The 23,708-nt window shown below is 39.4% G+C and carries 15 protein-coding genes; 9 read left to right on the forward strand and 6 right to left on the reverse strand.

Annotation, left to right across the window (positions count from 1 at the left end):
- The first annotated feature begins 157 nt into the window (after nt 1-157).
- Complete coding sequence (locus tag KYH19_RS01895) at nt 158-1,141, forward strand: helix-turn-helix domain-containing protein (protein WP_219077364.1); 984 nt, start codon at nt 158-160, stop codon at nt 1,139-1,141.
- Between the two features lie 182 nt (nt 1,142-1,323).
- Complete coding sequence (locus tag KYH19_RS01900) at nt 1,324-1,806, forward strand: GNAT family N-acetyltransferase (RefSeq protein WP_219077365.1); 483 nt, start codon at nt 1,324-1,326, stop codon at nt 1,804-1,806.
- A 45-nt stretch (nt 1,807-1,851) separates the two neighbouring features.
- Here KYH19_RS01900 and KYH19_RS01905 read toward each other — a convergent pair whose 3' ends face one another.
- From KYH19_RS01905 to KYH19_RS01925, 5 genes are all read right to left on the reverse strand, one after another.
- Nucleotides 1,852-2,127, reverse strand: coding sequence for a hypothetical protein (locus KYH19_RS01905; RefSeq protein ID WP_131526948.1), 276 nt, complete (start codon nt 2,125-2,127; stop codon nt 1,852-1,854).
- Between the two features lie 230 nt (nt 2,128-2,357).
- Nucleotides 2,358-3,245: a 4-hydroxy-tetrahydrodipicolinate synthase gene (dapA, locus tag KYH19_RS01910; RefSeq protein WP_132395137.1), complete on the reverse strand. Its 888-nt coding sequence runs from the start codon at nt 3,243-3,245 to the stop codon at nt 2,358-2,360.
- 66 nt (nt 3,246-3,311) lie between these two features.
- Nucleotides 3,312-3,692, reverse strand: a complete 381-nt coding sequence (locus KYH19_RS01915) for a GxxExxY protein (RefSeq protein WP_219077366.1) — start codon at nt 3,690-3,692, stop codon at nt 3,312-3,314.
- 90 nt (nt 3,693-3,782) lie between these two features.
- Complete coding sequence (ligA, locus tag KYH19_RS01920; RefSeq protein ID WP_219077367.1) at nt 3,783-5,798, reverse strand: NAD-dependent DNA ligase LigA; 2,016 nt, start codon at nt 5,796-5,798, stop codon at nt 3,783-3,785.
- Between the two features lie 245 nt (nt 5,799-6,043).
- On the reverse strand, nt 6,044-6,721 hold the full coding sequence (locus KYH19_RS01925; protein WP_132395135.1) for an ACP phosphodiesterase: 678 nt from the start codon (nt 6,719-6,721) through the stop codon (nt 6,044-6,046).
- Nucleotides 6,722-6,857: 136 nt separating this feature from the next.
- On the opposite strand from KYH19_RS01925, the gene tyrS reads away from it, so the two are divergent.
- A complete protein-coding gene (gene tyrS, locus KYH19_RS01930) occupies nt 6,858-8,144 on the forward strand; it encodes a tyrosine--tRNA ligase (protein WP_132395134.1) in 1,287 nt (428 codons plus the stop codon).
- Nucleotides 8,145-8,998: 854 nt separating this feature from the next.
- Here tyrS and KYH19_RS01935 read toward each other — a convergent pair.
- Entirely contained in the window at nt 8,999-10,201 is a 1,203-nt protein-coding gene (locus KYH19_RS01935) for a GTP-binding protein (protein WP_255562532.1), read from the reverse strand.
- A gap of 820 nt (nt 10,202-11,021) precedes the next feature.
- On the opposite strand from KYH19_RS01935, the gene KYH19_RS01940 reads away from it, so the two are divergent.
- Genes KYH19_RS01940 through KYH19_RS01965 form a run of 6 tightly spaced genes read left to right on the forward strand, consistent with a single transcriptional unit; the run spans nt 11,022 to nt 23,666 of the window.
- A complete protein-coding gene (locus KYH19_RS01940; protein ID WP_255562533.1) occupies nt 11,022-14,195 on the forward strand; it encodes a SusC/RagA family TonB-linked outer membrane protein in 3,174 nt (1,057 codons plus the stop codon).
- A 10-nt stretch (nt 14,196-14,205) separates the two neighbouring features.
- Entirely contained in the window at nt 14,206-16,095 is a 1,890-nt protein-coding gene (locus KYH19_RS01945) for a RagB/SusD family nutrient uptake outer membrane protein (RefSeq protein WP_219077368.1), read from the forward strand.
- Between the two features lie 34 nt (nt 16,096-16,129).
- Entirely contained in the window at nt 16,130-19,171 is a 3,042-nt protein-coding gene (locus tag KYH19_RS01950; protein WP_219077369.1) for a SusC/RagA family TonB-linked outer membrane protein, read from the forward strand.
- 21 nt (nt 19,172-19,192) lie between these two features.
- Nucleotides 19,193-20,953 carry a RagB/SusD family nutrient uptake outer membrane protein gene (locus tag KYH19_RS01955; RefSeq protein WP_219077370.1) on the forward strand — a complete coding sequence of 587 codons (1,761 nt, stop codon included), beginning with the start codon at nt 19,193-19,195 and terminating at the stop codon, nt 20,951-20,953.
- Between the two features lie 28 nt (nt 20,954-20,981).
- Nucleotides 20,982-21,953, forward strand: coding sequence for a DUF5627 domain-containing protein (locus KYH19_RS01960; protein WP_219077371.1), 972 nt, complete (start codon nt 20,982-20,984; stop codon nt 21,951-21,953).
- A gap of 27 nt (nt 21,954-21,980) precedes the next feature.
- On the forward strand, nt 21,981-23,666 hold the full coding sequence (locus KYH19_RS01965; RefSeq protein ID WP_132395129.1) for an endo-1,4-beta-xylanase: 1,686 nt from the start codon (nt 21,981-21,983) through the stop codon (nt 23,664-23,666).
- Nucleotides 23,667-23,708 lie beyond the last annotated feature (42 nt).

Below are 23,708 nucleotides of genomic sequence, written 5' to 3' on the forward strand. Positions count from 1 at the left end.
TAGCTTTCTTATCATTTGCTCCAGGTCGTCTTTTAGAGATAACATTTGCGGAATTTTGATGTTATGACACGTCATAAGATTTACGTTAAGGCAAAGTAATTAATTTACTTAAGTGAGCGATCATTTGGTAGGATTGAAAACATTATAGCAGGATAAGGTGTCAAAACATTTACAATACAATAAGGCGGAAAGTAAGGATGTAGGTTATATATTGAATGTGCTCAGTAGCATACATACAGTAGATCCTAAATTGAAAGAAGAATTTGAGAAACATCTTTTAAGGCTCAGGATTAAAAAAGATCAGATCCTCTTCAAAGAGAATGAAGTATGCGAATACATATACTTTATAGTTAAAGGTGCTTTAATGGGGTGTACCACTCATAATAAACAAAAAATAACCACCTATATTTCAATTGAAAATGATTTTGTAAGTTCTATTTCCGGGCTTCACGGATCTGATTATTCTCAGGAATATGTAGTCGCTGTTGAAGATACAGATCTGCTGGCCATCCACAATAGTGAACTCAACCGACTTTTTGCATACCATTTCGAGCTCAACTATATCGTTAGGGTTGTTTTAGGAAAATATTATAAAGCTGCACAACAAAGGGCACACATTATCCGTGTTGGAAATGCAAAGGAAAGATACCTGTATTTTGCAAAAACGAATCCAGGCTATCTGGACCGGCTGCCCCTGGATGTGGTAGCTTCATTGTTGAATGTTAAAACTTCAACACTACTATCCATTCAGAAAAATTCTTCTAAAGCAAAAGAAGGCAATGTTGACCTTGCTGAATTCGGGCGCAAACTGGAACGTTATGTCAACGACTATCAGTTGTTCAGGCAAAAGGATATCAGGCTCAGTTCTCTCGCTCAAAAGATCGGTATAAGCAGTCACAAGCTTTCTATTGTGTTAAATAGCTATTTCAACACAAGCTTTATTGATTATATTAATCAGTATCGGGTAAACTGGATAAAGGACAGTATCCGTAATCCGGAGATTATGCAAAATTTTACACTCGAGGCCCTGGCTTATAGTGCAGGTTTTTCATCCAGAAGTGCCTTCTATAATTCTTTTAAAAAATTAGTTGGAATGAGTCCTCTCGACTATTCAAAAAACAATGCGGAGGAAATACTTTAGTTTAACGTTTTTGTTACCGATATGCCGCCTGAGGTTACTTTTAGCGGGCTTATTGTATTGATTTATAATACTGGACAAACTTGATCCTGTTATCTTCGCCAGAATAAGCCTGATTGGCTAATTTAGTTTGACTAGCAATTTTATATATAGCTTTTACTGAATTTTGCCAAAACTGATTAACTATGATAAGAAAGATGCGTGATACAGATTGGAGTGAGGTAAGTACCATTTATCAGGAAGGAATCGACACGGGTACCGCAAGTTTTAGAACCCCAGACATTTCATGGAAGGACTGGGATTCATCACACCTTAAAACCTGCAGATTTGTGATCTTGCAGGGCCGGGAAATTGTTGGGTGGTGTGCACTTTTGCCGGTAATGGCCAATTATGACGCTGGTGGTGTTGGAGAGATTGAAGTTTACGTTAAACAGGGTTACAAGGGGCAGGGCCTGGGTTCTTCTTTATTAAACACCCTAATTGCCGAAAGTGAAAAAACAGGAATATGGATGCTTCAGGCAGGAATCTTCCTGCAGAATTCGGCCTCCTTAAAAATTCATGAAAAAGCTGGATTCAGGGTAGTAGGGTACCGGGAAAAAATAGGTAAAGCAAAAGGTGTTTGGCAGGATAACCTGTTACTGGAAAGAAGAAATAAATTAATTGCATGATAAACAAAAGGTCTTTGAAAATAATTTCAAAGACCTTTATTGTTTTTAGTATCTGAACGACTTATAATCATCTGCATAAATCCCTTTCTCAAACCTCACAAGTTTTTCATTTCGAAAAAAGAAAAATTTGTAATTCGTGCTGGCGTAATATGTGCTATAAATTCTGGTCCCATCTTCTTCATTCGCAGCGACCAATTCCGGCTTGTTTTTCTTTTTGAAATCTGATTCCGACATGCCCATTGTAAAAGTAGGTTCGAAGCCTACAAAGGCCCTACAGCTCAGCATAACCAGTGCCAGGCCAATTAAAATTAATTTTTTCATTGTGTGTTTAATTTGTGTGTATCGAAGCCAATTCAATAATGATGCCTTTAATATTTCTAAAACTTTTGTAACATTATAGTTTTTGAGCTTTGTTTTAAGGCGTTGATTGTCAGTTATTTTGTTTTCATATTTTTTTATTCAACACAAAAAAACAGATTGTCTTCATTTGCATTTTTTCTGCAAAATCAAACAATCTGTTTACATTTTTGGGAAATATTATTATAAGCAGCTTAAGCTACTTCACTTAGCTTTTCTATTTCTGCAATTATTGATTTTTCTAAAGATGCAGATGCTTTAACTAATGGCAACCTTACGGTATCGCCACAAACACCTAAATGTTTTAATGCAGCTTTTATCCCTGCCGGATTGCCTTCTGCAAATGCCAGGCGAGTGAATTCTACTAAGCCTAAATGAGCAGGCAATGCCGCTTTATAAGCGCCAGCTAAACAAAGTTTTACCATATCAGAAAATTGTTTAGGTAAAGCGTTTCCGATTACTGAAATAATGCCTGCGGCACCCAAAGCGATCATCGGCAAAGTAACCGGATCATCCCCGGAGATTAAAAGAAAATCTGCAGGTTTATCTCTCATAATCTGGTTAAACTGATCGAAACTTCCTGATGCTTCTTTGGTTGCAATAATGTTTTTAAAATCATGAGCCAGCCTGCAGGTAGTCTCAGGGCTCATATTACTTCCTGTACGACCGGGTACGTTGTATAAAATCAAATCTAAAGGAGAAATTTCAGCTAAATATTTATAGTGTTGATAAATTCCTTCCTGGGTAGGTTTGTTGTAATAAGGACTAACCGATAAAATTGCACTATAACCTGCAGCATCGAAAGATTTAATGTCTTCAGCCACAGAAAACGTGTTATTGCCACCTATGCCGGCAACTAAAGGTAATCTGTTATTGTTAATTTCAGCAGTATAGGCCCACACCTTCTTCTTCTCGTCCTTGGTCATTGTAGCGGTTTCGCCGGTTGTACCTAAAGAAACGAGGTAATCTATCCCTCCATCTACCAGGTAATTAATCAGGTTTTTTAAGCCGTTATAATCAACTGATCCATCTGTGTTGAAAGGCGTAACTAAGGCTACACCAGTACCCTGAAATTTGTTCATTTTATAATTTACTTTTTTGTTTTTACCACGGAGCCACAAAGTACACCAAGGTTTTTGTTCTTTGGGTTATAAATAGCCATTTATAACTCTTTTTATTCCATCTTTTATTTTTGACTCGTTAAAGTTAATGAGTAATCCTAGCTTACAGTTAGAGAGCTTTAAATATGTTATTGTTTGCGCTAAGTGAACATCTTTAAGAATATTTACAGCTTTCACTTCAATAATAACTTTTCTTTCAACCAAAATATCTATTCTGTAATTACAACTAAGTTTTATATCCTTGTAATGAACAGGAAGATCTATTTGATTGGAAACTTGCAGCCCTGCATTAACCAATTCATAAACCAGACAAGCTTCATAAGCTGACTCTAACAATCCTGGCCCAAGCTCAACATGAACTTGATACGCAGCATTAACAATTAATTTAGCAATTTCATCTTCAGTCATCCCTTAATATTTTAAAATAATTTATTTTGAAGCAACAGGGATGTTTATAATCAATTAACTTTGTGTTCTTAGTGTCTTTGTGGTAAAATATTAACCATTTATCATTTCTAAAAGTTCGGCATCGGTGATGATTGGGACGTTTAGCTTATTCGCTTTTTCCAGTTTCGATGGCCCCATATTGTCGCCCGCTACCAGATAATTCAATTTGCCCGAAATGCCGCTCAGCATCTTGCCTCCGTTGGCCTCAATCATATCTTTTAGCTCATCGCGGCTAAAGTTTTCAAAAACGCCCGAAATTACGAATGTTTTTCCAATAAGTCTATCACTGTCCAGCGTTATTACTTTTTCTTCAATTTCAAACTGTAATCCTGCTAATTTTAATAATTCTACCTGCTGTAAGTGCTCAGATTTTCCAAAATATTCAACAATACTCTCTGCTATTCGCTGTCCAATTTCATCAATAGCAATTAAATCCTCTACAGTTGCCTTGGCCAAATTATCTATATTCTTAATTCCGGCGGCCAGTTTCTTTGCTACTGTTTCGCCAACGTAACGGATGCCCAAGCCAAAAAGCACTTTTTCGAAAGGCATTTCTTTTGATTTTTCAATGCCTGCAAGCATGTTTTCAATAGAACGTTCGCCGAAACGATCCAGGGTTTTAAGTTCATCTGATTTCTCGTATAAGGTATATAAATCACTAATGTGGTTTACTAAGCCCCGTTTGTAAAAGGTTTCGATGGTTTCATCTCCAAGTCCGTCTATATTCATGGCCTTGCGGGAAATAAAATGCTGAATTTTTCCCACTATCTGTGGAGGGCAACCTTCATCGTTAAGGCAATAATGAACTGCTTCTCCTTCTCTCCTGATTAATTCTGTTCCACATTCGGGGCAGTTGTGTAAATAATGAACCCTTTTAGCACCAGGCAAGCGCTTATCTAAATTTACCTTAATAATTTTCGGAATAATTTCACCACCTTTTTCTACATACACAGTATCGCCTTCATGTAAATCTAAACGCTCTATTTCGTTTGCGTTATGTAGTGTAGCACGTTTAACCGTAGTACCAGCCAATAAAACAGGCTTTAAATTGGCAACCGGCGTAACTGCTCCGGTTCTACCCACCTGATAGGTTACCTTTGCTAAAACAGTTTCAACCTCTGCTGCTTTATATTTATATGAAATGGCCCAGCGTGGAGATTTGGAAGTGAAACCCAATTCCTGTTGTTGCGCATAACTATTTACCTTAATTACAATACCATCAATATCGTAACTTAGTTTAAAACGTTCGTTTTCCCAATGGTGAATAAATTCCAGAACTGCATCGATATTAGAAACCAGGCGGTTATGTTCGCAAACATGAAAACCCCAGTCTTTTACGGCATTTAAACTTTCCCAATGGGTTTTAAATTCATTTTTATCTGTATACAGGAAATAAATAAAACCGTCTAATGGCCGTTTAGCTACTTCCTTGCTGTCTTGCATTTTTATAGTGCCAGATGCAAAGTTACGGGGGTTTGCGTAAGGGATTTCTCCCAGCTCCTCACGTGCTGCATTTAAGCGTAAAAAGGCCGCTTTGTGCATGAAAATCTCGCCACGGATTTCGAAATGTTCAGGTGCGGCAGTTGATTTGATTTGATGTGGGATGGTATGAATGGTTTTTACATTATTAGTTACATCATCACCTTTGGTGCCATCACCACGGGTAACCGCACGTAAAAGTTTGCCATTTTCGTAAGTAAGACTAATAGATAAGCCATCAAATTTTAATTCGCAAACGTATTCAAAATTATCGCCAATTGCTTTACGGATACGTTCATCAAAATCCCGGAGATCCTGTTCGTTATAGGTATTCCCCAGTGATAACATCGGGTATTTATGATTTACCGTAACAAAATTTTTGGTGATATCGCCACCAACACGCTGCGTAGGCGAATTTGGATCGGCAAAGTCAGGATTTGCTTTTTCGAGCCCGGCAAGATGTTTTAATTTTTTATCAAATTCATAATCGCCAATGGTAGGCATAGCCAGCACGTAATAGTTATAATTGTGCTGGTTTAATTCGGCCACCAGGGCATCCATTTCTTCTTTTATTGCAGTTAGCGACATAAGACAAATATAGAAAAAGGAGGAAAGGGTTTTATGGTGTGGAAAACAAAAAAACTGCTCTGTTTAATCTTTTTTAAGATGTTAGCGAGAAATCGTTATTGCTGTAAAGGTTTTTTCGGCCGACGAAGCAATCTCCTACTGTGGGTTATAGCGATCGTTGTAAGATTGCGTCGTCGTTTCTCCTCGCAATGACGACTTTTTTAGATCGCTCCATTCCAATGCGTTTCAGGAGATGACGATTTCTCTTACAAGTCTATTTTTTCTTCAATTTCCTTAAAAATATCCATATAGTCTTTTTCCAAAACCGCCTTGAAAAGGCTCAACTGAAAAGTAAGCTGCTGCAACTGTTTTTCATTTAATGTTTCTGGCCACAAACGCATACAAATCCTGTTAAGGGCATAACTGATGTTTTCGAGTTTTTGGTAACTCAACAGGTATTTACTGCTAATGAATTTCGTTAAAAAATCGAAAAATATTTCAGGATTTTTAAGCTTGCAGTGCTCCAGGAAATCGCTTAACGATTCTTTTTTTACGGCATCAAGTTTATCGTAAAAATGGTTAACCTGAACCAGGTTGTGTTCCACTAATAGATGATCCAATAAAAGTTCTAAGCCAATATGGGCAAGAAAGGAAGGGCGCACCGCAGTATTTTCTACAATTGGCTTAATGAGTTGCTTAAGTTCTGTGGTTTTCTCCAGGAAGAAATTAGAGGAATGAAAAAGCAGATCGACAGCTAAATGTCTTTTCCAGCCAATTAGAAGGCTTTCTTCGTCAGGGTTCCCTTTAAACAGGAATTCATTCTTCTGGGGATATAAATTTGCTTCTTTAGCCGCATTTTTAATCAGATCTGGCAAAACAGTTCCCATTACCACATTGGCATCATTACTTGTCCGGTCGAAATAATAATGGGATAAAAAGTTCATCTTGCAAGGTAATGTTTTCTTATATGGTTGTAAAGGCTGAGTTCAATTATGATAACTCATTTACAAAACCAACTAATTTGCTTTAAACTAAGCTAAAATTTTATCTTTGCACGCACATTATTAAAGTGTTTGTACAATGACGAATTTTGTTGAAGAGTTAAGATGGCGTGGCATGCTGCATGATATTATGCCGAATACTGAAGAAAAGTTAAACGAGGGTATGACTTCCGGTTATATCGGTTTTGACCCTACTGCAGATTCGTTACATGTTGGTCACTTAACGCAGATCATGACCCTGATTCATTTTCAAAATGCCGGTCACAAGCCGTTTGCTTTGGTTGGTGGTGCTACAGGTATGGTGGGCGATCCTTCAGGGAAATCTGATGAACGTAACCTTCAGACACCTGAAATGATTGAGCATAATCTGAAAGGGATGAAAAAGCAATTGGCTAAATTCTTAAAATTTGAGGAAGGCGGAAACGGGGCCGTAATGGTTAACAATGCCGATTGGTTTAAAGATATGAACCTTTTCACTTTCATCAGGGATGTAGGTAAGCATATTACTGTGAACTATATGATGGCCAAGGATAGCGTTAAAAGACGTTTAGAGGGCGATTCTGGTCTGTCTTTTACCGAATTCTGTTACCAGTTGATTCAGGGTTACGATTTTTATCATTTATGGAAAAATGAAAACTGTTTGGTACAGATGGGTGGATCAGATCAATGGGGCAATATTGTTACCGGAACAGAGCTCATCAGAAGAAAAGACGCTGGCACAGCTTATGCGATTACCACACAACTGATTAAAAAGGCAGACGGAACCAAATTCGGTAAAACCGAGAGTGGTGCAGTTTGGCTGGATCCGGAAAAGACTTCTCCATATAAATTCTACCAGTTCTGGTTAAATGCATCAGATGATGATGTGAAAAAATGGATCCGCATTTTTACGCTTAAAAATAAAGAAGAAATAGAAGCTTTAGAAAAGGAACATGATGCCGCTCCGCATTTGCGTATCCTTCAAAAAGCTTTGGCTGAAGATATCACCATAAAAACCCATTCGGTGGATGCTTTGGAAACCGCTATTAAAACATCTGAGTTTTTGTTCGGTAACGGTTCATTGGAGTTTTTAAAAGGCTTATCTGATAAAGAAGTGTTGGATATATTTGATGGTATACCACAATATAAAATCTTAATTGAAGAACTTGGTGCTGGAATTGATGCAGCAAGCTTACTTGCAGAAAAATCAGCTATATTTCCGTCAAAAGGAGAAGCCAAGAAAACCATTCAGGGAGGAGGGGTTTCTGTAAATAAAGAAAAGGTAGCTGAAATGGCTCAGATCTTTACCGCAGATCATTTGATAAACGACAAATTCATCGTCGTACAAAAAGGAAAGAAAAACTACTTCCTTTTAATCGCTGAATAATATTTTAAGCCCAATGAAACTGATCATAAAAGATCTGTTCATTGGGCTCGAATTTAAAATTGAACAGGAAGTTGATCTCCAGCAAGATCTCTTATTCAAAGCGTATTAGTCAAGAATTACCTTGACTGAAGGAAATTGATTAGTCGCTCAACTCAATTTGAAATGAATTGGTTTTTAGATTTTTTTCTTTAATCTTAAGACTTTCGATCAATCGATTGGCAGCGTATGACCTTCTATCTTATTTGAGTTATAAATAAAGTAGATCTTGATTAATTTCGATTCCAGGATTTGCTATAAGTATAAAGCGTTTTAAAAGAAAAAAGCTAACTGAAGCGGCTTAAATGGGATGATAATTTTAGATTACTTAAATACGTAAAACTTATTAAAACACTTATAACATTTGTATCTCTTAACTGAAATCCAAGGCATAAGTATTTTAAAGATAAACCCTCTTGGTACTCTATAGGTTTCGAAGTTTTTACACTTCGGGCAATGCACGTGGATTTTAACTGAAGTTAATTTTCCTGAGGATTCCATGATAAGCGTTGTTTGGTTAGACAAATTTAAGCAAAATAAAACCTAAAAATATTATCGAAAAACTACCATTTTGTTAACTTTATCTACTAATTATCAGTATTATAGCGAAATATACTCAAATGCATTCTTAGAACTGGTTAATTTAAATAGTTTTGCTTCTGTATCCGTTAACAGGCGGTATTTGAATGTTTTTGCAGATAATCCTATCCTGTACGGTAAATAAATTGGTTTTAATGGCCTATCGTTTGTAAAACAGGCCCGCTAAGAATATCATAGAAAAACTTCCATTGTTCATTCCATCTAATATTGTTTTGTTTTTAAAATAAAACATGCTCAAAAGGATTTTTAAAGCTGTTTTTTGTTTGATAATCCTTCACTTCTCGGTCAGTTAAGAGGCAATATTCAAGCGATTTTTTTAACTCATCGTTGTTCATTTCCTGGCCAATAAACACAAGCTCATTTTTACGGTCTCCAAAATCGTTGTCCCAATCTGCATCAATTTCAGCTCTGTTCTCCTGGTAGTCCTGGTATTGCTCACGTTCATGCTGTTGCATACTTGCCCACCAAACCCCTGCCAGATCGATACGTAAAGAACCACCCGCTTGCGAGAAATTAATGGCCTGTTCAGGCATGGCAGCTAAATAGAAAATACCTTTCGAACGGATAATGTTCTGTGGAAATTCTTTATTAATGAAATGCCATAATCTTTCAGGGTGAAAAGGTTTTTTAGAACGGAATACGGTCGAACTTATTCCATATTCTTCTGTTTCGGGTTGATGGACTTCTTCCAGCTCCTTTTTCCATCCTGCACCATCTGATGCCGATTCAAAATCGAATAAACCAGTATTTAAGATTAAGGATGGATTTATTTCTCCGAAGAGTGTCTGATAAATTTTAGCAGTAGGGTTAAGTTTTGCAATTAACGCCTTAAGTACTTTAAGGTCGGTATCACTTACCAGGTCAGTTTTGTTCAATAAAATAACATTGGCAAATTCGATTTGGTCGGTAAGTAGATTTACAATAGTACGTTTATCCGCCAGGTTATCAACCATATTACGGTCGGCAAGCTTATCTGCCGAACCAAAATCTTTATAAAAGTTGTAAGCATCAACAACAGTCACCATGGTATCTAACTGGCTAAATCTGCTCAGATCAATACCGGAGGCTTCATCTATAAAAGAAAATGTTTGTGCAACAGGGATGGGTTCAGATATTCCGGTGCTTTCAATCAGCAGATAGTCGAATCGGTTTTCTTTCGCCAGTTTTTCTACCTCAATCATCAGATCTTCACGCAAGGTACAACAAATGCACCCATTGCTCATCTCTACCAGTTTTTCATCAGTTTTAGATAAACTATGCTGGTTTTTGACTGTAGCAGCATCGATGTTTACCTCACTCATGTCGTTCACAATAACCGCCACTTTTAAATCTTGCTTATTCTTTAATATGGCGTTTAGCAGGGTGGTCTTGCCACTGCCTAAAAAACCGCTTAATACGGTTACCGGTAATTTCTTTATCATTTTAATGCAATTGTGTTGCAAATATACAATTGATAATTACAAATGCAACTAAATTGCTTTTGTGCATTAAATTTATCTCATTGCGAAAAAAGGAATTTACAGCAACAACCTTCACCCTGCAGCTTTTCGGCTTCAATACTTTAACTCATAAATGCGCTAGGTCATTTGCAGATATGAATGCCAGCGCTTGCCCTAAATTCAGGTTCATTATGCAGACAGGTGAATGAATGATGGAATAATTTTAGGATGGTTGTGATGACTTTTATGGTTTTTTTGATACATAAAAGCACTTTTTAAGCTACTTAAACAAACTGGGTATTAATTTAAACAATTGTGCTATCCTTAAAATTGTAGTTGTCTTAGCTTCGAATATTCAATACAGGGTAAAACCATTATCTTCTTTTCAAACATGATGCTGAAGTAAGTATACCAATACTTACCTAAGAGTGCATAATGCTGATCTTAAATCTCAGTGAGCGCCAAAGACAGATTGTTCAAAATGAGGAAAACTAAAATTGGTTTTTATTGTAAGGAGCTAACCAAATAAATATGAACCAAATTGAACAAATGCTCATGAAAGCACCTGGCTAAATCCAAATCGATCTCAAACCGATATAGGTGAATTTCGTTCAACGGTATCGAATAGTAATTCTAACCAAAATAAACCAAAATTTATGACCAAAAACTACTACTACTCCAAAGAGGGATTAATCCGCTCTTCGCTACCTGAAACAGTTGAAAAATCTGTTTTGATGACCCTGATTTACTAGGCCTGGCGTACAATTATCCAATTCTATTTCTTTTTTAATGATTTTAAATAATGGAAAAAATAACCAATATGGGTAATAGTGCGCGCTCCGGATTTAAGGGGGCAAAGCAGTTATTACTTGTGATGTATTTAATACTGATTACTTCCGCGCTATTCGTCAATACGGCTGCTGCCCAACAACGGCGAAAGATAACCGGGACGGTAGTTGATGAACAAAAGCAGTTGCTAGTAGGAGTTACTATCACTATAAAAGGCACTAATTCTAAGGTGCAAACCGGTACGAACGGCGAATTTGCCATAGAGGTGCCGGCTGACAAGCAGGTACTTAGCGTTGCATATATAGGTATGAAAACGCAGGAAGTAAGTGTTGCCGGCAAAAACAAAATAAACGTAACAATGAAATCTAACTCCGATCAATTGGGTGATGTTGTGATTGTGGGATATGGCGTTCAGAAGAAACAAAGCGTGGTAGGTGCAATTTCTCAAACAACCAGCGAAGTATTGGAGAGAACAGGTGGTGTATCTAGTTTAGGTGCCGCATTAACCGGAAATTTGCCAGGTGTAATTACCACCGCCAGCACCGGAATGCCGGGAGATGAAGATCCTCAGATTCTTATTCGCGGGCGCAGCACCTGGAACAATGCCAGTCCGCTTATTTTAGTAGATGGAGTTGAGCGATCGATAAATAATATAGATATCAGCTCTGTAGCTACAGTATCAGTACTTAAAGATGCTTCAGCCACTGCGGTATTTGGGGTAAAAGGAGCAAATGGCGTAATCTTAATCACCACCAAAAGGGGGCGCGAGGGGAAGGCAGAAATTAGGGCAGCTGCTAATACAGTAGTTAAATCTGCATCTAAACTGCCTGGTAAACTCGATTCGTATGATATGTTCCAGGCACGTAACCGGGTAATCGAATATGAACTGGCGCTCGCTCCGGGCGCCTGGAGTTCCTATCTTCCAGAAGCTGTGATGCAAAAATACCGCTCCCCAGCCAATCTTGAAGAAGCCGAGCGTTACCCCAATGTAGATTGGGTAAATACCTTGTTCAGAGATAATGCAATGTCTTATAATGCCAATCTTAATATAAGCGGTGGAACTTCATTCGTAAAATATTTTTCTTCAGTGGATTACCTTGACGAAGGAGATTTATTTAAAAGATTTAGTAACGATCGTGGCTATAGCGGGGGCTACAGTTTCAAAAGACTGAACGTAAGAAGCAACTTAGATTTTCAAATAACACCATCAACGGTATTCAGAACAAATATCTCCGGTTCACGAGGCACATCTGAGCGTCCATGGATTAACGTTAACCCTTACAACACCTGGACTGCTGCTTATTCTGCAGCGCCAAATCTCTATCTTCCTGTTTATTCGGATGGTACATGGGGATACTACAAACCCAATGAACAACAAAGTTTAAACTCTGTGCGAATTTTATCTACCAGTGGTATGCAAACGACCACAACTTCCCGTATTACCACAGATTTTACCTTAGATCAAAGCTTAAATTCTCTTGTTAAAGGATTGAGCCTGAAAGGAACATTATCTATCGATAATACATTTATTGAAGCTGGCCGCGGAATTGATGACAGTAATAACGGAACACTAAGTAAATATATTGATCCTGAAACAGGAGTGGTAAGTTATTCGCAAACTAAGGATGCGGCAACAGAGCTGGAATGGAGAGAAAGTGTAAGGTGGGCAAGCCGTGCAGGTGATGTTAACGATGGCGCAACTTACCGCCGGATGTTTTCTCAAATGCAAATCAATTATGCCCGAACCATCGCTCAAAATCATAATATAACGGCTATGGGACTTTGGAGCAGAGATAATACCGCCACCGGAAGTATTATTCCTTCTTACCGTGAAGACTGGGTTTTCCGTACCACTTATAATTATGCAGGTAAGTATAGTGTAGAATATAATGGTGCTTATAATGGTTCTGAGCGATTTGCACCTGCCTATCGTTTTGATTTCTTTTCTTCTGGAGGACTTGGATGGATGATTTCTGAAGAAAAATTTATGAAACCGATCAAATTCATCAATTCATTGAAATTACGCGGATCGTATGGCGCAATTGGCGATGATGGCGGTTCTCCAAGATTTGCCTTCTTAACGAACTGGGCATTTGGCGGCACTACACCGCTCGGCATTACCGGAGAAGCTGCAGAGAATAGTCCTTACAACTGGTATAGGGAAACTTCGGTAGGTAATCCAAACGTGCGTTGGGAAAAAGTTGTAAAGAAGAATATTGCACTTGATTTTGGATTTTTTGGAAACATGATCTCTGGAAGTGTAGATTTCTTCCAGGACAACAGGAGTGATATCCTTACCAGCAATCGTGCTGTTCCAAGTTACTATGGTGCCACACCACCTACGTTTAACGTTGGGAAAGTGAAATCAAGAGGATTTGAAATCGATCTGCGTTTTAATAAGAAAATCAACAATAACCTTACATTATGGAGCAACATTAATTATACTCATGCCAAGAACAAAGTTACCTATGCTGATGTTGCCGGATTATTACCGTTATATGCTAAGCCTCTTGATAAACAGATTGGACAGGCTTATTCTTATGTGAGCGCTGGTTATTACAATACCTGGGATCAGCTTTATGGAAGTACCATGCACAATGCCAACGACCAATTGAAAATCCCGGGAAACTATCACCTGGTAGATTACAATGCTGATGGGGTAATTGATGCGAATGATAACATTCCTTATGGTTATTCTGGCGCTCCTGAAAACACCTACAATGCAACTATAGGTTTTGAATGGAAAGGTTTCAGTGCCTTTGCTCAATTTTATGGTGTAAATAATGTTACCCGCCAGGTTGTATTCGGAACATTTTCAGGAAAGAATACAGTTGCCTATGATGAAGGAAGTTATTGGTCAAAAGACAATACAAACCCTGATGGTCCGATGCCACGTTGGGAAACAACGCCAGCGGGTTTTTACACAGGAGACAGGTATTTTTATGACGCATCTTACCTGCGTTTAAAAAATGCTGAGGTTGCTTACACTTTTAGGCAAGATTGGGTTAAAAAAGCAGGAATCTCAAGCATACGTATATTCTTAAACGGAAACAATTTATACGTGTGGACTAAGATGCCGGATGACCGTGAAGCGAACTATCAAAGTGCTGGCGGACAAGGATGGGCTTCGCAGGGTGCTTATCCAACTGTAAAGCGGTATAATCTGGGCGCTAATTTCATCTTCTAACATGATCATTATGAAAAAATATATAAAACACCTATTGTTAATAGGAATGATTTGGGCGGGAACCGGCATGGTATCTTGTAAAAAATATTTAGACAGAGATCCTGAAGCAACTGTGACGGCAGAATCTGCCTTTAAAGACTTTCGTAGTTTTCAGGGTTTTACCGAAGAGCTCTATAACTGTATTCCAGATTTTACCAATCGTTATTGGACCAACAGTTTCAACTGGGGGGAAGATGAAATTCAGTCTACCGTGCAAAATTTCCACTTTGTTAATAAAATTGATAATGGTGATTTTTGGGGCTGGCAAAGAGAGTTTGACGGATGGGGTGCAGGGTTTTTAGACAATGCCAATGCCAGTACAAATAACGATCGTTTTACCAAGGGCCTTTATCCGCTGGCCTGGTATGGCATTCGTAAAGCGAATTTAGGTTTGGAGAACCTAAACCTGATGGCAAACGCAACTGATGAAGAACGTAATCTGATCAGAGGTCAGCTACTGTTCTTTAGAGCCTGGTTCCATTTTCAGCTCATTCAATATTTCGGAGGGTTGCCATACATTGATAAGGTATTACCAGCTGATGAAGAATTGAGATTGCCAAGGCTTAAATATCAGGAATGTGCAGCAAAGGCAGCACTGGATTTCAGAGCCGCCGCTGATCTTTTGCCAATCAATTGGGATAATACAACAGCCGGAATCCAAACCCTGGGTAAAAACCAGTTGCGCATCAATAAAATTATGGCGCTAGGTTATTTAGGTAAAAACTACCTGTGGGCCGCTAGTCCGTTAATGAACCTTGAATCTACCGGAAGTAAAACTTACAATGTAGAACTGAGTAAAAAGGCTGCGGCTGCATTTGCCGAGTTATTGAAACTAACAGAAAGTGGGGCTGCTCCACATAAGTTATTACCTTTTGCACAATACAGTACCAATTTTTACACAATCGGACAAAATTTCTTGATCCCGGGAGGTACTGAAGTCATATTTACAGGTCCATACTGGGGGGCGCATGGTTCAACCTATGGTACTGCAAAACAATATACACCAGCAATTGTAGGTGCCGATGCACTGGTATTTGCGCCTACTGCAAATTATATTAATTATTATGGGATGAAAAATGGTTTGCCCATTTCAAATTCTGCCCAGGCTGATCCTAGCGGATCAGGATATGATCCGCAATTTCCATGGCGCGATCGCGATCCAAGGTTCTATAATGACATTATATACGATGGGGTTAAAGTGGTGCAGGGAACATTAGCGGCAAATATGGAGCCACACCGGTATGCAAACCTGTATACAAGTGGAAGTTACAGAGATGAACGTTCTGGTAGTCGTACCGGGTACATGATGTTTAAATTTGTGCCCAGAACTGCCAATAACTTTGATCAGGGCTGGAATTATGGCCAGAATCTGAATATTAAGGTTTCATATATGCGTTTGGCCGATATCTACCTGATGTATGCAGAATCGGTTGCAGCAGGATACGAGTCCCCGGGTGCAACCGCAGAAGGTTTTAGCAAAACTGCCGTTGATGCGATCAACGTAATTCGGGATCGCGCTGGTGTTGGGCATGTTGCCGCACAGTTTTTAGCATCTACAACAGAATTTATGAAAGAAGTTAGACGCGAACGCGCTGTTGAACTTGCCTTTGAAGGACATCGTTTTAATGACCTTCGCCGCTGGCATTTGCTCGCCGAATTGCCGTACACGCTAAAAACAGCTGCAGAATTTGATCGTGCTGCCCCTTTAAACACCACAACCGATACCAAATTGAATAAGGTTGTAAACTATCGCGAGCGGTTAATATTACAACGCCCATTTAGTGAGAAGCATTATTGGCTGCCACTTAAGCGGGCAGATGTAAATATGTATAAGGAGTTTGCGCAAAACCCCGGATGGTAAGGTAGTTCATGATCACAAATAATTAAAGACAAGAATGATGAAATTTTTAAGAAATGCATTGGCGCTGTGTGTCTTTCTTACACTGTTTGTTGGTGTAATCAAAGGTCAGGACGCCGTTAAGATACCTATAAAAGCTGTTGTTCGCGATATTAATGGAAATCCGGTAAAAGGGGCATCCATAACTATTGAAGGAAGCGATGTGCTCACTATAGCAAATCAGGAAGGTGAATTCTCTTTATCCGTAAATGAGAACAGTACATTTTCAGTAAGTGCTAAAGGCTATAAAACCTCACTGGTAACCGCATTAGCCAACCTGAAGCAAGTAACTTTAACTAAAGAGGATAGGCTGATAAATGTGGGTTTTAAAAACGTCGCGGAAAGTAATCTTCCTGCCGGTGTTTCAAGTGTTAACCTGGCACAGCTCTTTGAGAAAAACTTTACCACTTATGGATTGGACGGGATGGAGGCTTTTGCTCCGGGCTTTAATGGCAACAACCTCTGGGGTATGAACACCTCGTTTATATTGGTTGATGGAGTTCCGAGGGATGTGAACAGTGTTACACCAAATGAAATTGAGGAGATCACTTTTCTAAAAAGTGCTTCGGCCGTTGCCCTATATGGCAGCCGTGGTGCCAAAGGGGTAATTTTGATCACTACAAAAAGGGGTACACCCACTAAGCAAAAAATAAACGTTCGTTCCAATATTGGGTTAAATACGCCAAAAAGATATGCTCAATACCTGGGCTCTTCAGAGTACATGACCTTATATAATGAGGCTTTATCCAATGATGGTTTGGCAGCGGCTTATACTCCTGAAACTATTTATAATCATTCTGGTGTTAACCCTTATCGTTATCCAAGTGTGGATTATTACTCTTCAGAGTACCTCAAAAATAGTTTTTCACGCTATGATGGGGTGGCAGAAATTTCAGGAGGGAATGACCGTGCCCGTTATTACACCAATGTTGGGTTCGCATCTACAGGTTCACTGCTTAATTTCGGTGAAGCAAAAGAAAATAATACGTCAGACCGCTTTAACATCCGTGGAAATGTTGATATGCAACTCACCAAAGCATTAAAAGCACGGGTAGACGCAAGCGCTGTGTTTTCCAGCAGTGGCGGTGTAAATACCAACTACTGGAGTAGTGCTGCAACCCTGCGCCCTTATTTATTTACACCCTTAATCCCAATTAATTTATTGGAGCAGAGTGATGAGGTGAGCAAAGCGATGATTAAAAACGCTACAATTATTGATGGGCAATACATCCTTGGTGGTACGCAATTAGATCAAACCAATCCATTTGCGGCCATTTATGCGGGTGGTAACAATAAATTTGTACAACGCCAATTTCAGTTTACCACAGGTATTGATGCTGATTTGAAAGGAATTTTGAATGGACTTACCTTTAGTACTACTATGGGCGTTGATTACCTGAACAGCTATAATCAGGGTTATCGAAACGGATATGCAACTTACCAACCCAATTGGACAACCTACTCTGGTACAACGCTAATCGGAAGTTTAACGCGCTGGGGGGAAGATACTAAAACCGGAGTTCAGAACATCGCAGATAGTTATTATAGACAAACTATTTCGTTATCTGGCCAATTTAACTACAATACTACGTTCCGTAATAACCATCATATCTCTGCGGTATTGCTGGCTGCGGCATATCGTCAGTCACAGTCTGAAATCTATCAGCCAACAACAAATTCTAATTTAGGATTGCAGTTAAATTACGATTTCAGCCGTAAATATTTTGCTGAAATTACCGGAGCAGTGGTACGCTCACCAAAAATGCCACCAGGAAACAGGACTGCACTTTCTCCAGCAGCTTCTATTGGATGGCACCTTAGCGAAGAGCCGTTTTTGAAAAAAGTTTCATTCATTAACGACTTAACGCTAACTGCATCAGCCGGTGTTTTAAATACCGATCTTGATTTTGATGAGTATTTTGCCTATGAAAGTATTTATACAGCAACTGGCGGTAACTGGTATGGCTGGAACGATGGTACAGGCACACAGTCTACCGATTCGCGCCGTGGTTCCAACATGGACTTAACTTTCGCTAAAAGAAAAGAAATCAGCATCGGGATAAAAGGTGGGATGTTCAAAAATCAACTTAATTTCGGAGCAAATGTTTTCAGGAATAACATCACCGGAATTATCGGTCAGATTAATGTGCTTTATCCAAACTATTTCACTACCGGATTTCCGAGTTCTTCTTTTGTTCCTTATAGTAATTATAATAGCGATCAACGCACGGGTTTAGATTTCTACTTAAACTTCAACAAACATATTGGAGCTGTCGACTGGACATTAGGCGTTTCCGGAACATATTATACCACCAAGGCAACAAAACGTGCCGATATGTTAACTTACGAAAATAGCTATCAATACCGTGCCGGTAAACCGCTTGATGCGATCTGGGGATTAAAAAGTAATGGTTTTTATATGGATGCCAGTGAAGTGGCAGCGGCCGATGGAGTTAGTAATGCAAAACCAGCATTTGGATCAGCATTGGCTCCGGGCGATATCAAATATATTGATCAGAACGGCGACAAAATTATCGATGATAAGGATCAGGTATATCTTGGTCGTGGTGGATGGTTTGGTGCTCCCTTTACAGCAGGATTGAATTTAACTGCTAAATGGAAAAATCTTACCCTATTTGTTTTGGGTACAGGCCGTTTTGGTGGAAGTGCCATGAAAACCGATAACTATTTTTGGGTTAACGGAAGCGATAAGTATTCGGCAGTGGTGCGTGACAGATGGACGCCTCAAACAAAAAATACGGCAACATTTCCGCGACTTACCACTTTAAATGGCGATAATAATTTCAGAGCGTCTGATTTCTGGTTGTACAGCACAGATCGGTTTGATTTATCTAAAGTTCAAATCTCCTATACAGTTTCCGATAAATTGTTCAAAAGTAAAGTGCTGAAAGAACTTGGGCTGTATGTGGCAGGATTTAATCTTTTAACAATTGCGAAAGAAAGAGAAATACTTGAGCTGAATTTAGGAGGTACCCCACAAACAAGGTTATATAACCTGGGCGTAAAGGCAATGTTTTAATTGAATATTAGATTAGAAAAGATGAACAGAATATTAATACGATTTGTAGTTGTCGTTGTGATGCTCTCGGGCTGTAAAAAGTTTACCGACCCCGCTCCACAAAATAACGGAGATTTTGAGAACATCTATACAGAACCCGCACTTGCCCATGGGCTATTGCTAAATGGTTACACAAGGCTTCCATCAAATGGCTGGTCTTTTAATGATGTAGCTACCGATGATGCGGTAAGTAATGATATCAATAATAATTTTAGAAAAATTGCCACCGGACAATGGTCGGCTGCAGTTAATCCATTAGATCAATGGACAAATGCAAGAGCTGGCATTCAGTACATTAACTTGTTTTTAGCAGAAACAGACAAGGTGCTTTGGGATTCTAAAGACCCCGTGTTAAGTAGAATGTTTAACGACAGGCAAAAAGGCGAAGCATATGCCTTGAGAGCTTACCTGATGTCGTATATGCTACAGGCACACGCCGGAAAAGTAGGCGGAAATTTATATGGTTTCCCAATTGTACTCGAGCCTGAAACTCCGGCTTCTGATTTTAACAAACCAAGGGCTACATTTGATGCCTGTATGAAACAGATTTATGGCGATTTGGACAAGGCAGAACAATTACTTCCTTTAGATTATGCTGATATCAATAGTACGAGCCAGATCCCGACAAAATATGCAGGAGTTAATGTAGAGACCTATAACCGTGTTTTCGGTAAGTTTTTTAACCAACGCATGACGGGTCGTATTTCTAAAGCCATTCGTGCCCGGGTAGCACTAATGGGCGCAAGTCCGGCTTTCAGCACTGGTAATTCTACCACATGGGCCGATGCCGCCACCTACGCAGCACATGTACTTACACTGAATAACTGGTTAGCTAATTTAGATCCTAATGGTGTTACCTGGTACGATAACAAGGCAGAAATTGATGCATTGGCTTCAGGGGCTAGTCCAAGGGAAGTACTTTGGCGTACAAATGTTGGATCAAATAGTGATTTAGAGGCTGCCAATTATCCACCAACCTTATCAGGGCAGGGACGCATAAATCCAACTCAGAATCTGGTTAATGCTTTCCCGATGCAAAATGGTTATCCGATTGCCAATATGCCACAGAGCGGATATAACCCTGCTGCTCCGTTTACAGGTAGAGACCCGCGTTTAGCAAAATTTATTGTGTACAACGGAAATACAATCGGGCCAACAAATAAAGTCATTAATACCACAACAGATGTGGCAACCAATGATGATGGACTGAATAGAAAAGAAGTTTCTACACGGACTGGTTATTACATGAAAAAACTGTTGAGGCAAGATGTCAGCCGTACACCAACTGTAAATAACCAGAAGCACTACAGGCCACATATCCGTTATACCGAAATGTTCCTGATCTATGCAGAGGCCGCAAATGAGGCATGGGGACCAACGGCAAATGGTGGCAATCCTTATTCTGCTTACGATATTATTAAAGCTATTCGTGCCAGGGCTGGCGTTGGAACTGCAAACGGTGATGCTTACCTGGAATCGATTAAAGCAGACAAAGATGCCATGCGAACATTGATTAGGAACGAACGTAGGTTAGAACTGGCTTTTGAAGGGTTTCGTTTTTGGGATCTTCGCAGATGGAATGCAACATTAACCGAACCGGTTAAAGGGGTTAGTATCTCGCAAGGTACCTATCAGGAAATTAATGTAGAAGCAAGAAACTATCAGGAGTATATGAGATTTGGACCAATTCCTTACAGTGAAACGCTAAAGTATAATGCTTTGCAACAAAACACGGGATGGTAATATTCAATCGCTATAAAAAAATAACATCATGAAAAATAAAATATATATTTTACTTGCGCTCGTTTTAGCACTTAGCGCTTGCAAAAACGAAGAATGGGCATTTCCGGATAACGACGTACAATCTGTATATTTTGCCTACCAGGGGCCAATTCGGACTATTACCATGGGAGAAGATATTTTTGATACTTCACTTGATAACCAACATAGATTTCAGATTATGGGCACGGTTGGTGGAGTATATTCAAATAAAGAAGACATTACCATTGGCATCAGTGTGGATAATGCGCTAACTCAGGGATTGTCTTTTCCATCGCCGTATAGCGGTACTGTAAGGCCAATGCCTGCAAACTATTATACACTTGCGGCTAACAAAATTGTCATCCCGAAAGGAAGTTTGGTTGGTGGAGTAGACGTGCAGTTAACCGATGCTTTTTTCGCAGACCCATTGGCTGTTAATACCACTTATGTAATCCCTTTAACAATGACCAGTGCCGATCAAAACAAAACAATCTTGCCTGAGAAAAAATATACATTGTATGCCGTAAAGTATATCAATACATGGCAGGGTTTCTATCTTCGGAGAGGAAAGGATGTGATTACGGGAAAAAACGGCAATACGTCACTTAATCAATCTGTAGTTCGCCACATGAAGTATGTGGAGAGTGATGAAATCAACAAATTAAACACACGTTCACTAACCCAGGCGGAGTTTCCTGTTACTTTTAAGGTAGCGGGAGGAGCCAGCATCAGCAGGACCTTACTGCTTACTTTCGATAATGCGGGCAATTGTGCAATTTCGGCTGGCGACGCTAGTTTTACAGCAAGTGGCAGCGGGAAATTTGTTAAACGCGGAGAGAAAAATAGCTGGGGCAACCAGGATCGCGATGCGCTTTATCTTAACTATCAGATCGATCTGAATGATAGAACGGTGAACAGCCTGGATACCTTGGTTATGCGCGATCGTGGTGTGAAGGCCGAAACATTTACACCGGTCAAATAATTAATATTTAATCAAACAATTGAGAAAATGAAACGATTATACAAAATAGCATTTTGTCTGGCGGGGATAATATTGCTTGCTTCCTGCCACAAATATGAAGCACTCGATTTCCAGGTGGCTAAACCGACAAGCTTTGCGACCCAGGAGACGATCGATGCCTATCAGCCATTAAAAACCTATATTGATAGAACGGCAAATCCTAAATTTAAATTAGGCGCCGGAACCGGCCTGCAATCCTACCTCTCTAAAGGTGTGATTTATAGATTGACCAATAGTAATTTTGATGAAATTACACTAGGTTACGAAATGAAACATGGTGCCGTTGTACAGGCCGACGGAAGTTTGGCCTTAACTAATGTGAAAAACCTGCTGGAGACAGCATCTAAAGCAGGTATTACCGTTTTTGGCCATACACTTGCCTGGCACGCCAATCAAAATGCTACTTACCTAAAAGGACTGATTGCCCCGGTGGTAACTGCATCAAGTAGTGGTCCTACCTGGGACCTGGTCATTGGAGCCGATTTTGAAACTGACAACGCTTCAGTTTATCAATCCAATACCAATGCCGTAGCCTCTTTTACTGCGACTGGCGGAGGCTTTAACGGTACAGGACGGGCTTTGAAAATTAGTAACTCGGCAGTGCGGGCCAATGATTATGATGCACAATTATTTCTTAAGTTTCCGGCGGTAGCAGTAGGAGAGAAATATGAGCTGAAAATGAATGTACGCTCTGATGTAGCGGCATCTTACCCTACACAGGCTCACACTACGCCCGGTGCCTACAAATTCTATGATTTTTTTGGCGCAATTTCTTCAACACCTATCTGGACAACCTATACCAAAGAAATTACCGTTACCACAGATATTGCAGCAAGTGGTGCTTTGGCTTTTAATCTGGGTAAAACCGCGACAAATTTTTATTTTGATAATATCACGCTTAAAAAATACAATGCCCTTGGCGGCACTACAATTGTAGAAAAAACTGCCGAGCAGAAAAAGGCCATTTTAACCACCGCATTAGAGACCTGGATTAAAGGGATAGTTACCGCTTCAAAAGATTATGTTAAAGCCTGGGATGTGGTAAACGAGCCGATGGATGATACAAAGCCAACTGAGCTTAAAACTGCTGCAGGTAGGGCTTCCATTGCGGCTGATGAATTCTTTTGGCAAGATTACCTGGGTAAGGATTATGCGCTAAAGGCATTTCAATTGGCCAGGCAGTATGGTAACGCAAATGATATCCATTTTATAAATGATTATAATCTCGAATACAGCATCGAAAAATGCAAAGGATTACTTGATTACATAAAATATTTAGAAGGCAAAGGCGCAAAAATAGATGGTATTGGTACACAAATGCACATTGTAGCTACTTCCGATAAAGCTAAGATTGAAGAAATGTTCAAATTATTGGCCGCAACAGGCAAACTGATCAAAATATCAGAATTAGATATGGGTTTTACAGGAAATGTAAAAACGGCACAGGCAACGGCCGAGCAATATGCCGCTCAATCAGAGATGTATAAATATGTAATCAAGAAATATTTTGAGCTTATTCCAGCCGCTCAGCGATATGGAATTACCATCTGGTCGCCTCAGGATAGTCCAGCCAGCTCAAGTTGGAGAGCAGGGGAGCCAATTGGCTTGTGGACAGAAGGCTTTGTACGGAAACCGGCCTATGCAGGCACAGCTGAAGGCTTAAAGAATAAATAAAAAATTACGCTCTTAAAGCCAGAAACTTCGTTTAACGTTGTT

It is taken from the genome of Pedobacter sp. D749 (assembly GCF_019317285.1).
In the GTDB taxonomy this organism is placed as follows: Bacteria; Bacteroidota; Bacteroidia; order Sphingobacteriales; family Sphingobacteriaceae; genus Pedobacter.